Genomic DNA, 13,366 nt, shown 5'->3' on the forward strand with positions numbered 1-13,366 from the left:
CGAAAATCTGAAAAACACACAAGATCAGGGATCAAATGAAAAAAATATCATTGGAGATTATTGTAATCTTAAAGCTAAAGCAAAAAATTATTAAGTGCTTGGGATGTGCTGAGAACTGAGAGTCTGTTTCGATGAAAAATGATGGCTGTTGGCATCTTCGCTCAGAGGTTGATGGCATGGAGATGTTTTTTGACCACTGGGTTTAAATTTGACCTTTTGGCCATTGTCAGTAGGTGAGCGAGTCACCCTGATCAAAACAAAGTCGAGACACCTCAAAGAAGGGGTCAATAATCAGATGACTTTATCGAACAAAGCACATCTCTAACGAGTGACCAAATAAGATAGGAGCTTCTTCATGCTCAAAAGTAACATACTCCCAAGCGGATTGATTCTCTAAAACGGCTTTTAATAGCTGATTATTTAATGCATGGCCAGATTTAAAGGCAGAAAAAGCACCAATAATGTTGTGACCGCAAATAAATAAATCACCGATGGCATCCAGCATTTTATGACGAACAAATTCATCTTCAAACCTTAAACCGTCTTCATTGAGCACACGATAATCATCCATCACAATAGCGCAGTCAAAGCTGCCACCCAAGCAGAGACCTTTTGATTGCAGATATTCAATATCTTTTATAAAACCAAAAGTTCTGGCACGGCTAAGCTCAAGGATAAAAGTTTGTGCAGAAAAATCAAAACCGTAGCTTTGAGTATTTTCATGAATTGCAGGATGCTTAAAGTCAATGCTAAAATCCAAGCGAAAACCGTCATATGGCGATAATTCGGCCCATTTATCATCTTTTTGAACTCGGATGGTTTCTTTTAATTTTAAAAATTTTTTTGGCGCATTGAGTTCTTTGATGCCTGAATTTAGTAATAAAAATATAAAAGGGCTGGCGCTACCATCCATAATAGGCACTTCAGGCGCATCAACTTCTATAATCACATTATCGATTCCGAATGCGGCGAGGGCAGAATTAAGATGTTCAATCGTAGAAATACGTATATTATTTTCATTTACTAGGCAGGTGCAAAGCTGGGTGTCACGTACAGATTCAGGATCTGCAAAAAATTCAACAACGGGGTTTAAATCAACGCGACGATAAATAATCCCATCGTTTGCTGATGCAGGTCGCATAGTAAGAGTCACTTTTTTCCCTGTATGCAGGCCAACACCGGTTGTTTTCACAACATGTTTTAATGTTTTTTGTTTTATCATGCGTACTATCTCGCAGTTTTATTTAAGAACAATCATTAATAATCACAATCTTTATTTCAAATTAACTTAATTCTAACATAGAGATGAATCATTCTAAATTTTCAAATATGACTTCATTAAATTTATTGCAAAATATAAGCCCATCAATCTCAAGGCCTCTACGCGAGAGGCACAAAGGGTATTTTAGTAGATAAAGATACCGAGAGAGAACTGTTTCATAAAAAACTGAGCACACAAAAATCGATGTTTTCAGTAGGGTTTAAACAGGTCTATTGATCTGACTGCTTACGTAAAAAAGCAGGGATATCAAGATAATCCGGTTCTTTTTTGATTTCCGTATCACCTTCATTGCTTAAGTGATGATTTGTGTTCTTTGTCTCTTGAGGCAAAGGTGGCAGAACATTTGTTTGATAATGATGTGTTGATCCGGTCTGCATTTTTTTCTTAGCCGAAGTATTTTCTTGATGTTTATTCATTCCAATACCCGTTGCCACCACGGTAACTCGCAATTCATCATTCATTTCTGGGTGTAAAGAAGTCCCGATCACCACAGTGGCATTGTCAGAAGCAAAAGCGCGTATGGTATTACCCACTGTTTCAAATTCATCTAATTTGAGATCAAACCCCGCTGTAATATTCACCAATACACCGCGAGCACCCGATAAATCGATATCTTCCAAGAGAGGACTGGAAATAGCCATCTCTGAAGCTTCTTCTGCTCTATCTTCGCCACTAGCCGACCCAGACCCCATCATGGCATAGCCCATTTCAGACATGACCGTACGTACATCCGCAAAATCGACATTCATTAAACCAGGGCGTGTAATTAATTCAGCGATCCCTTGTACTGCGCCTTTTAATACATCATTAGCTGCACTAAACGCATCCAGTAGAGAAATGCCTCGTCCCAATACTTTTAGTAACTTATCATTCGGAATGGTAATTAAAGAGTCCACATGCTTCGAGAGCTCGATAATGCCTTGATCGGCAAATAACATACGCTTTTTGCCTTCAAAATTAAAAGGTTTAGTGACCACAGCAACCGTTAAAATATTTAATTCTTTTGCGATTTCGGCTACCACAGGCGCGGCCCCTGTGCCTGTCCCTCCCCCCATACCAGCCGCGATAAAGACCATATCGGCTCCTTCAAGAGCAGCCCTCAGAGCGTCCCTATCTTCTTCAGCCGCGTTTCGTCCAACATCAGGGTTTGCACCAGCTCCTAAACCTTTGGTAATGGTGCTCCCAATTTGAATCGTTTGACCCACAGTCGTTTTACGTAATACTTGAGCATCCGTATTGACAACAAAAAATTCAACACCTTCAATGTGTTCTTTTACCATGTGCTCGACAGCATTGCCGCCACCGCCGCCAACGCCAATGACTTTAATAATTGCTTCATTGGTTATTTCAACTGGTTCAAACATAGTTTTCTCCGTTTCGCATTTTTTTGCGGCTACTTAAAATCATTTTTTGATATTTTATGAAAAAAATTAAAAAGAGGTTTTTATTATTCTATATTGATTTTTTTGCCTGATTTTTATGGATTGTTTCAATCTTATGATGATATCTGAATCATTAAAATTCTTTCTTAAGCCATTTATGAATACGTTTTAGTACATAACCCGTTAGAAAACGTTTTTTTATTTCTGATTCGGCACCTAAATGGCATTCTTTACCATAATGTAATAAACCAACCACAGTAGAATAGTCCGGTTTATGTACATAATCGGTCAAACCGGTAATATTAAGAGGCGTTGCAACTCGCACCTGATGAGTATGGAAGATTTTTTGGGCACAGCCTACCAGGCCATTCATCTGAGCAGCACCTCCTGTTAACACAATACCTGCAGCAAGATGGTGCTTTACCCCCTGATGACGTAATTTATTCTGCAGCTGTAGGATTTCATCCTGAACTAACTGTAACAATTCAGCACAGCGGGGCTCTATGACTTCAGCCAATGCCTGCCGTTGCAAGCTACGGGGCGGGCGTCCTCCGACACTCGGCACCTCCACTTTATCATCTTTTGGAATCATATTGCCTAAAGCAGAACCGTATCTCACTTTAATGGCTTCCGCATCACTGGGAGGCGTACCAAAAGCATAGGCAATATCGCTGGTCACTACGTTGCCGGCATAAGGGATCACCTTGCTGTGACGTAATGCCCCATTATAATAAACGGTCATGTCCATTGTACCTGCACCGATGTCAATTAAGCAGACACCCAATTCACGTTCATCTTCTGCTAATACGGCATAACTTGCCGCTAAACCAGAAAATATCAATTGATCAACTTTCAGACCGCAGCGTTCAACCGCTTTTGCAATATTTTTTGCCATATCGTTATGACATGTGATGAGGTGCACTTTAGCCTGCATACGAACACCACAAAGGCCAATCGGATTTTTTATCCCTTCTTGATAATCAATCGCATATTCCTGTGGAATCACATGCAAAATACGGTGTTCATCTCTGACTCGTACAGATTTGGCAGTATGCATGACACTATCAACATCTCCTTGAGTGACTTCCTCTTCTGAAATAGGGACCATACCTATTTCGTTTTGACAGCTGATATGCTTGCCAGATAAAGCTAAATAGATGGAAGAAATCTGACAGTCAGCCATCAATTCAGCTTGATCAACCGCACGTTGAACACATTTTATGACAGACTCAAGATCGTTCACGCCTCCTTTATCCATTCCCCTGGAAAGGCAATTACCTATCCCAATAATATTGATCATTCCATCGGGCAATACCTCACCGACTAATACACAGACTTTTGCCGTGCCTATCTCAAGGCCTACCACTAATTTTTTGTCCGTTGATTTCATCATTATTATTTTGCCTGTATCTCATATTACTCAGGGCGGTGATTTCTTACTCTGCATCTGTACAGGCTGGGTCTCGACAAATATAGGAGACCAATGAACTGCTGCACCATTTTTATACCGTAAATCAATATAATCGATACGTTGATCAGGGTGATTTTCAAAAAATGGATATAATTCAATGAAGCGTTTCAAACGTGACATCATATGAACTTTTCCAATTTCAAGCCGAATCTCGTTATCTAAAATCAATTGCCAGGAGCGTCGTGCATTCATCTCGGCCATTTTTAAATGAAACTGATGCGCGGATAAGAGCTGATCCATAGTGAGATAAGAAGCCAGCGTATCTTGTTCACTGCCTTCAGGGCCATAGAGCAACACTAATCTTTCATGTGTCATACGATCATGAGGCACGCTGAATATTTTCCCTTCATGATCCAGTAAATGTAAGTCGTTCCAAACAGCTATAGGCGCATAATCTGTCACATGAATATCGAGTTTATCAGGCCAGTGTTTTCGCACATACACCTGTTTTACCCAAGGGAAACGTTTTATTGCCTGTTGAAGCAGGTGAACGTCTTCTTCCATAAAAGAGTGAGCTATGCCTGTTGATAAAATCGCTTGTTGAATATCTTTTTTTGTGGTGAAGCGCCTTTCACCTGTCAACAATAATGTTGAGAGAGGGGATGAATACGTTCGTTTAACCTGCTCAATCGCCCAATAGGATGCTATGCACAAAACAACTAAAAGTATCCAAAAAAAAATGATCCCCAAAAACGGCTGATAATCGCGAAATATTCTCTTCTTTTTTTTGATATTACGCGCTTTTTTTAAAACAGCTTGGGACATATTAATGTGCCAATGACAATATTTTACAAACCAGTTCAGAAAAGCTAAAACCTGCTTGGCGAGCCGCCATCGGGAAAAGGCTATGGTCTGTCATACCAGGGGCAGTATTGATTTCCATTAAATAAAAATGGCCTTCGTCATCTAACATGACATCTACCCTTCCCCAACCATCACAACCTAATGCCCGATAAGCATTCATTGATAATGTCGCCAATTGTTTTTCTTGCTCCTGTTTTAAACCACTCGGACAAAAATACTGTGTTTTATCTGAAACATACTTTGCTTGATAATCATAAAAGATATCGGATACCTGAATTCGAATTGAGGGTAAAACGGTGTCGCCTAGTATGGCTACCGTCAATTCTGTTCCAAAATGCCATTTTTCAACGAGTATTTCTTCGTCATAATGCCAGGCTTTTTTCAGTGCATCGTCCAGCTGGTCAAGATGCTCTACCTTAGTCATACCAAAACTCGAGCCTTCACGACTCGGCTTCACTATTAAGGGTAGCCCCAATTGATTGATATTTTTTATTAATTTATTGGAAATTCTGTTATTTAATAATAAATCATTTGATGTATTTTGGGTAACATTTGGCCAAATCTGTTCACGATTAAGCGCAACATAAGGGGATACAGGTAAACCAGCCCCCTGAAATATCATTTTGCTGCGATGTTTATCCATCGCCAATGCGGACGCCATCACACCGCTTCCAGTATAAGGAATCTTTAAAAATTCCAGCACCGCTTGTAAATGACCATCTTCACCGTCCCGGCCATGTAAAGCGATAAAGGCTTTGGTAAATCCCTTCTCTTTCAGCTCAGTCACAAGAAAATTTTTTGTATCTATCGGCCTGGCGTCTATCCCTGCTTCTCTTAAACCAGCCACCACAGCATGCCCTGATTGCAAAGATATCTGGCGCTCAGAAGAGGTTCCGCCCAGTAAAACGGCCACTTTCTCAGGCATAATGACTCTCTTTTTGAATCAATGGCGGCACTTTTAGCTCACATTCAGCGAGTGTTCGGGCAACTTTACCAATATTGCCGGCACCCTGAACCAGCACCATGTCGTTCTCTTTTAATTGTTTTGCCAGTAAAGATGGTAATTTTTCGTGATCGGTGACCAAAATAGGCATTCTATGACTGAAATCACGAATACTGTCGCAGAGCGCACAACTACTGATATCTGGTATAGGTGATTCCCCTGCCGAATAAATCTCTAACATCAACAAAATATCCACTTGAGACAGCACGTTCACAAAATCATCATAAAGATCTCGAGTCCGACTGTAACGGTGAGGTTGAAAAATCATGACAAGGCGTTTTGTAGGCCACCCTACCCTCGCCGCCTTAATGGTTGCGGCCACTTCAGTGGGATGATGACCATAATCATCGATTAACATCACCTCCCCCTGCTGCCCATTGACAGGCTGTAATGGGAAAATGCCCAAGCAATCAAAACGTCGCCCTGTACCTTGAAAAAAAGACAATGCTTGCAAAATGTGCTCGTCTTCAACGCCTTCTTCTGTCGCGACCGCAACAGCCGCGGCCGCATTCAACGCATTATGACGACCCGGCGCATTCAGTTGTATTTTTAAAATAGGTTTATGAACCCGTTCTAACATAAAGTAGCTTGTAAATTCTTTTTGTTCATAACCGGTGATCTTGATATCTGCATCTTCACTAAAACCATATGTCGTGATATGTCGAGCAATACGAGGCAGGAGTGTACGAATCACTTGATCATCGATACAAAGAATGGCTCGGCCATAAAAAGGTAAATTGTGTAAAAAATTAATAAAAGTCTGTTTTAAATGTTCAAAATTACCCTGATAGGTATCCATATGATCGGCTTCAATATTGGTGACAATCGCAACCAAAGGCTGAAGGTGAATAAATGAAGCATCACTTTCATCTGCTTCAACAATAAGATAACGACTGGAGCCGAGTTGCGCATGCTTTCCTGCGGCTTTGATCAAACCCCCATTGACAAAGGTGGGATCTAATCCTGCTTGAGCGTAAATACTGGCAACCATGGCAGTTGTAGTGGTTTTTCCATGAGTCCCTGCGATGGCAATACCATGTCGAAAACGCATGAGTTCAGCCAACATTTCTGCTCTTTGAATGACAGGAATGCGGGCCTCATGCGCGGCAAGAATTTCTGGATTATCTTCAGGAATGGCACTAGAAACGACCACGACACTCGCATTTTTTACATTGTCACGATGATGATGAAAAAAAATACAGATCCCTAAATGACTGAGCTGCTGTGTGACCACATTCTCGGCCAAGTCAGAGCCGGTAATTTTATAACCCTCGTTTGCTAATACCTCCGCGATGCCGCCCATGCCTGCTCCCCCGATTCCGATAAAATGAATATGTCGGACTCGTTTCATTTCAGGCACCATCGTGCGTAATTTGGTTAATTGTTTTTGATTCATTTTTGACTCTATGAAAAATTATTTGTTTTAATAGCCGCTTTTATGGCAGAGACAACCTGCTCAGTGGCATCGGGTTTTCCCACTGTTTTTGCTTTTTCTGCCATTCTGAGCAATGTCGAGCGATCCCAACTCTCTAGTAAATTGACGATAGTTTTTATGCTGAGTTTATTTTGCTCTACTATTTTTGCTGCCCCTGCTTTCTCTAAAGGCAAAGCATTCCAATATTGCTGACGATCTTTGTGTTGAAAGGGAACAAATATTGCGGGCAAACCTACTACGGCAACTTCGCTGACCGTCAAAGCACCGGAGCGGCAAAAAATAACATCCGCCCAGCAGTAAGCTTTAGCCATACAGTCAATAAATTCCACCACCTTGTAAGGGGACTGCTTTTTTTTCTGATAAGCCAGCAGAACATGTTGTGCCCGATTTTTGCCAACCTGGTGCCAAACGAGGATTTTTTCTCCTAAATGAGCAGTGATAGATGGCATCATTTGATTCAATATATCTGCGCCCTGACTCCCTCCTAAAACCAAAATCCGCAATGGGCCTGAACGCTCAGAAAAGCGTTCATTTGGAAGAGGTAATTTTAACAGCTCTGCTCTGACAGGATTCCCAACTGTTTCTGCATTTGAAAGCGCCCCAGAAAAAGCCTGTAAGCGTTTTTTGGCCATTTTGCTCAGGCAACGATTTGTAAAACCCGCTATCGCATTTTGCTCATGCACCACCAGGGGCACGCCTAATAGCCATGCAGCCAAGCCTGCAGGACCAGAAACATAGCCACCCATGCCCAGTACCGCATCCGGTTGATAAGCCCTAATGATTTTTTTGGCTTGGCATACCGCCCGAAAAATTTCTAGTGAAGACCATACTTGAGACAAAAATCGTTTATTTTTTAAACCAGAAATTTCAATGAAATCGATTTCAATTCCATGCTGAGGCACTAAAGTGGCTTCCATTCTGTCTTTTGTGCCCATCCAGCGAATATGCCAGCCCTCTTCCATCAGATGATGAGCGACGCTCAGAGCTGGGAAAATATGGCCCCCCGTGCCCCCTGCCAGTACCATCAAGCGTTTTTTTTTCTGCGTCATGTTTTACTTCTCGCAAAGGCTTGGCTCATAGCCAAACGAGTCTCAAAATCAATACGTAGCAACAAGGCAATGGCGATCATGGTCATCACTAAACTCGATCCTCCATAGCTAATCAATGGCAGGGTTAACCCCTTAGTGGGCAATAATCCCGAGGCGGCGCCTACGTTAATCAAGCTCTGAAAGCTCAGCCAGATCCCAATCGCACAGGCTAAAAAACCAGAGAATTGTTGTTCAAATTTTAATGCCCGATAACCAATAAACAAAGCGCGAAAAGAGATGCCAAATATCAGGGCTAAAACCACGATCACTCCCAGATAACCCAGTTCTTCAGCGATAATAGAAAAAATAAAATCAGTGTGCGCTTCCGGCAAATATTCTAATTTTTGGATAGAATGGCCTAAGCCTTGACCCCACAGTTCACCACGGCCGAATGCCATTAAAGATTGCGTGAGTTGATAGCCGCTGCCGAAAGGATCCGCCCAGGGATCCCAAAATGATGTGACACGCCGAATACGATAAGGTTCTAAAATAATTAATAAAAACACGCTCAACAGGCCTGAGGCAATTATGGCTAAAAATTGCCAGAGCTTTGCCCCGCTTAAAAAAAGCAACGATAAGGTGGTCATGAACATGACGAGTACAGTGCCCAAATCTGGCTGAGCCAATAACAAAATCGACAGAATCAGCATCACTCCAATAGGTTTGCAAAATCCCCAAAAATGACGGCGGACTTCTTGCGCTTTTCGAACAAGGTAGTGAGATAGATATAAAAAAAACGATAATTTCGCACATTCTGCAGGTTGAATCCGAATCATCCCTAAGGCAATCCAGCGTGAAGCACCATTGATGGAATGCCCTATAAATAACACCGTCACCAACATGGCGATGCTGATCAATAAAAACACATAAGCGTAACGCTGCCACTGTGCCATCGAAATTTGCAAGACGCAGAGAGATAAGCAAAAAGAGAGACCAAAATAAACGGCGCTGCGTTTAGAAAACAAGAAGAAATCTCCGTTTAATCTCTGGCTGACCGGCATGGAAGCCGAGGTGACCATCACAAATCCTAGTGCCACTAAACATAATGTCATCCAAAGCAAAAAACGATCGTAAAGAGCATCATGAGTCGAATGTTTTTTTAATTTTTTAAAAAAAGAGGAGAGGTTCATGCGCCGAGCTCCTTTGCCAGATGGGAAAATTCTTGGCCACGTTGCTCAAAATCAGAAAATTGATCGAAACTGGCGCAAGCAGGTGAGAGTAAAACCGTATCCCCTTTTTTTAAGCGGGATTTTAATAATTTCATCGCTTGTTCTAGAGTTTCTGTGCGTTGAGAAACCTCGGGTCTGAGTGCGGCTAAGGTTTCAGCGCCTTGACCAAAGCAGTAAATTTGAATTCTGTTTTGGTTTAGGTCAGGTTGAAGTATCGAAAAATCAGCCGATTTGCCCTGCCCTCCCAACAATAAATGCAACGTGCCTTGACACTGCACGCTCTTGATGGCAGCAAGGGTACTGCCGACATTCGTCGCTTTTGAATCATTAATCCAGCAAATGCCATTTTTTTCAAAAATTTTTTCGAAACGATGGGGGAGCCCTTTGTATTCAATTAAAGCTTTCAAACTGGCTTCACGAGGGATGTCTACCGCATCCGCCAATGCCAATGCCGCCAATGCATTGAGGTAATTATGTTTACCGATAAGCTTCATGTCTTTTGTGTTCAATACATTTTGATCTGATGCCTGTAACCAAAAATCATGGCCGTCTTGATGTAACCGATATTGCCCCTGATTTAGACCAAAAGACACCTCAAATTTAGTGGCGCTTTTTTGTGTGCCGTTTCTGGGTAAAGTCAGAGGATCATCGGCATTAATGACAGCCGTGTGGGCATTTTGATAAATACGTAATTTGGCCGCTTGGTATTGGTTTAAACCCAAAGGATAACGATCGGCATGATCTTCGGTGATGTTGAGAACGGTGGCGGCTTTGGCAGCTAAAGTATGAGTGGTTTCCAATTGAAAGCTGGAAAGCTCCAATACAATAAGACGGCTTTTTTGTTTTAACAGCTTAAGAGCAGGGATGCCGATGTTCCCTCCCATAGAAACCGGCCAGCCCGCCGTTTGAGCCATTTGCGTTACTAGAGTGGTGACCGTGCTTTTACCGTTAGATCCGGTCACGGCCACCACAGGAACCGGTGGGATTTCACGACAAAATAATTCGATATCCCCAATGATGTCGATGCCTTTTTTTGAGGCTGCCTGGAGCATGGGATGTGCTAGTGAAATACCTGGGCTCAACAAGATCACATCTGCCGTCATAAGCCATTTTTCATTGAATCCACCAAGATGATAATTGACACCGGCGGGTACAGAATTCAAGCAAGGAGGATTCACACGGGTGTCCATGACCCGCGGCACTATTCCTCGTGAGAGAAAAAAATCAAGGCAAGAAAAACCTGTGGATCCTAATCCAACGATGACAATCTGCTGTCCCTGATAATGGGGTCTCATTATCTGACCTTTAGAGTGGCTAATGCGATCAATACAAACATCAAGGAAACAATCCAAAAACGGACAATCACTCTGGGTTCTGGCCAGCCTTTGAGTTCAAAATGATGATGAATGGGTGCCATTCGAAAAATACGTTCTCCCCTCAATTTGAAAGATCCCACCTGTAGAATGACCGATAAGGTTTCGATGACAAAGACTCCCCCCATAATAATCAATAAAAATTCCTGACGTAAAAGTACGGCAATTGTCCCTAATATACCTCCTAAGGCTAACGAACCGACATCTCCCATAAATACCTGCGCAGGATAAGTGTTAAACCAGAGAAAGCCGAGCCCTGCCCCCACAATAGCCGTGCATACCACAACAAGCTCGCCTGCGTGGCGTAGATAAGGAATGTGTAAATAATGTGCAAAATTAATGTTTCCTGTCGCCCAAGCCACCAAGGCAAGACCTGCTGCGACCAAAACAGTCGGCATGATAGCTAAACCGTCTAACCCATCGGTCAGATTGACTGCGTTGCTGGTCCCCACGATGACGAAATAGGCTAATAAAATGTAAAGCAAACCTAATTGAGGCATGATTTCTTTAAAGAAAGGCACCACTAATTGCGTTGCTGACGTATTTTTTCCGATGCTATAGAGAAAAAAAGACAGCAATAAAGCCAGGATGGATTGCCAAAAATATTTCCAGCGAGGAGATAATCCTCGTGCATTTTTTCTGACCACTTTTCTGTAATCATCGATAAAACCAATGAAACCGTAGCCCACTAAAATAAACAGCACAGACCAAACATAAGGATTTGCAGGATTAGCCCAGATCACCACAGAAATAAAAATAGACAGGAGGATGATTAATCCGCCCATGGTAGGTGTGCCACTTTTAGAAAAATGTGATTGGGGCCCATCATCACGAATGACCTGACCAATTTGTAATTTTTGCAACCAACGGATGAAAGCAGGGCCCGTCCATAATGCAATGCAGAGTGCGGTTAGCAAGCTAATAATGGCTCGAAAAGTTAAGTATGAAAAGACATGAAACCCAGAGTAAAATTTCACTAAATATTCTGCGAGCCAGACTAGCATGATGCCTGCTCCTTAATATCTAAAACCAATTTTTCCATGGCTGAGCTCCGTGAGCCTTTCACTAAAATGCTGATTTCTGAATGCTCTGAGAGCAAATCTCGCACTCGTTCAATTAATTTTTCTCGTTGAGTAAAATGTTCCCCATGCTCAATGCTATCTGTCATGAATTTGCTCAAATAGCCGAGACTGAACACTTTATCGATTCCTGCTTGACGCATGATGTTCCCTATTTTTTTGTGACAATTTTTAGATTGTTCCCCTAATTCTGCCATATCTCCAACCACCATGACGCGATAACCCGGCATGTTTGACATCATTTCCGTGGCCGCGATCATAGAGCCGACATTCGCGTTATAAGTGTCATCTAGCAGTAATTTGCCAGGCCCTAGGATCATCGGGAATGCTCGACCAGGCACAGGTTTGAGTTCTGACAGCGCTTTGGATATGGCCGATAAATCTGCTCCTACCGAAATAGCCAGGGCGCTCGCGGCCAGTGCATTCAAAACATTGTGCAGCCCGGGCAATGGTAAATATATTTTTTGGGATCCTAACGGAGAATGCAAAGTAAAATCCGTGGCCAGTGGCATTTTTGAGAGGTGACTCGCAAAAAAATCGACTTCTTTTCCTTTTTCTAAACCAAAACGCCAGAGTCGCTTTCCACGAAAAACCGACTTCCATTTGGGCCAATCATGGCTGGTGGCATGGATAATCGCAGTCCCTGTCGGTGCAAGCGCTGTTAAAATTTCTCCTTTTGCTTTCGCAACCCCTTTTAAAGAGCCAAAACCGGACAGATGTGCCTGCGCTAAATTCGTGATCAACACATTTTCTGGACGGCTTAATGCGGCGGTATCCGCAATGTCCCCTGGTTGGCTGGCGCCTAATTCTAATACTGCAAAATCATGTTCCGGGGTTAAGCGTAATAGTGTGAGGGGAACCCCGATGCGATTGTTGAAATTGCCTTTGGTGTAAAGAACATGTCCAGATTGACGCAAAATAGCGGCCGTCATTTCTTTGACAGAGGTTTTTCCAGAAGAGCCGGTTAAGGCAACCAGACGAGGGTTGACCTGTTGGCGAACCCAGGCCGCTAATTGCCCGAGCGCTTTTCGGGTATCAGGAACAACAATTTGCGGCAATTTGATGGGTAATAAGCATTCTGACAATAACCCGACGGCGCCATGAGACTGGGCTTCGCCTGTAAAATGGTGTCCATCAAACTGTTCTCCCTTTAAGGCAACGAATAAAGCCCCTGGTTTGAGAGTACGGCTATCAATCCCTATCTCTGTGATAGGCACGTTATCCCCAATCGAATGACCTTGAAGCACCTCAGCAAGCTCTTTCAAAAAAGTCGGGATCAT

11 protein-coding genes are annotated in these 13,366 nt (G+C 42.5%); all 11 read right to left on the reverse strand.

The window, feature by feature from the left end; translation table 11 throughout:
• Positions 1–301: 301 nt before the first annotated feature.
• The gene (gene lpxC, locus HDEF_RS07950) at positions 302–1,222 is read right to left on the reverse strand and encodes a UDP-3-O-acyl-N-acetylglucosamine deacetylase (RefSeq protein ID WP_015874137.1); all 921 of its coding nucleotides are present in this window, start codon (positions 1,220–1,222) and stop codon (positions 302–304) included.
• A 269-nt stretch (positions 1,223–1,491) separates the two neighbouring features.
• Positions 1,492–2,646 (reverse strand): cell division protein FtsZ, encoded by a 1,155-nt coding sequence (gene ftsZ, locus HDEF_RS07955; RefSeq protein WP_015874138.1) that lies wholly within the window; start codon positions 2,644–2,646, stop codon positions 1,492–1,494.
• A gap of 151 nt (positions 2,647–2,797) precedes the next feature.
• Positions 2,798–4,057: a cell division protein FtsA gene (gene ftsA / locus HDEF_RS07960; protein WP_015874139.1), complete on the reverse strand. Its 1,260-nt coding sequence runs from the start codon at positions 4,055–4,057 to the stop codon at positions 2,798–2,800.
• Between the two features lie 27 nt (positions 4,058–4,084).
• Positions 4,085–4,900: a cell division protein FtsQ/DivIB gene (locus tag HDEF_RS07965; protein WP_015874140.1), complete on the reverse strand. Its 816-nt coding sequence runs from the start codon at positions 4,898–4,900 to the stop codon at positions 4,085–4,087.
• A 1-nt stretch (position 4,901) separates the two neighbouring features.
• Positions 4,902–5,864, reverse strand: coding sequence for a D-alanine--D-alanine ligase (locus HDEF_RS07970; RefSeq protein ID WP_015874141.1), 963 nt, complete (start codon positions 5,862–5,864; stop codon positions 4,902–4,904).
• Entirely contained in the window at positions 5,857–7,338 is a 1,482-nt protein-coding gene (gene murC / locus HDEF_RS07975) for a UDP-N-acetylmuramate--L-alanine ligase (protein ID WP_015874142.1), read from the reverse strand. Before murC ends, HDEF_RS07970 begins: the two co-directional genes overlap by 8 nt.
• 8 nt (positions 7,339–7,346) lie before the next feature.
• Positions 7,347–8,426, reverse strand: coding sequence for an undecaprenyldiphospho-muramoylpentapeptide beta-N-acetylglucosaminyltransferase (gene murG, locus HDEF_RS07980; RefSeq protein ID WP_015874143.1), 1,080 nt, complete (start codon positions 8,424–8,426; stop codon positions 7,347–7,349).
• Complete coding sequence (gene ftsW, locus HDEF_RS07985) at positions 8,423–9,595, reverse strand: cell division protein FtsW (protein ID WP_015874144.1); 1,173 nt, start codon at positions 9,593–9,595, stop codon at positions 8,423–8,425. Before ftsW ends, murG begins: the two co-directional genes overlap by 4 nt.
• Complete coding sequence (gene murD, locus HDEF_RS07990; RefSeq protein WP_015874145.1) at positions 9,592–10,929, reverse strand: UDP-N-acetylmuramoyl-L-alanine--D-glutamate ligase; 1,338 nt, start codon at positions 10,927–10,929, stop codon at positions 9,592–9,594. The genes ftsW and murD overlap by 4 nt, the downstream gene beginning before the upstream one ends.
• Positions 10,929–12,011, reverse strand: a complete 1,083-nt coding sequence (gene mraY, locus HDEF_RS07995) for a phospho-N-acetylmuramoyl-pentapeptide-transferase (RefSeq protein WP_015874146.1) — start codon at positions 12,009–12,011, stop codon at positions 10,929–10,931. The genes murD and mraY overlap by 1 nt, the downstream gene beginning before the upstream one ends.
• Complete coding sequence (murF, locus tag HDEF_RS08000; RefSeq protein WP_015874147.1) at positions 12,005–13,366, reverse strand: UDP-N-acetylmuramoyl-tripeptide--D-alanyl-D-alanine ligase; 1,362 nt, start codon at positions 13,364–13,366, stop codon at positions 12,005–12,007. Before murF ends, mraY begins: the two co-directional genes overlap by 7 nt.

This window comes from Candidatus Hamiltonella defensa 5AT (Acyrthosiphon pisum) (assembly GCF_000021705.1).
In the GTDB taxonomy this organism is placed as follows: Bacteria; Pseudomonadota; Gammaproteobacteria; order Enterobacterales; family Enterobacteriaceae; genus Hamiltonella; species Hamiltonella defendens.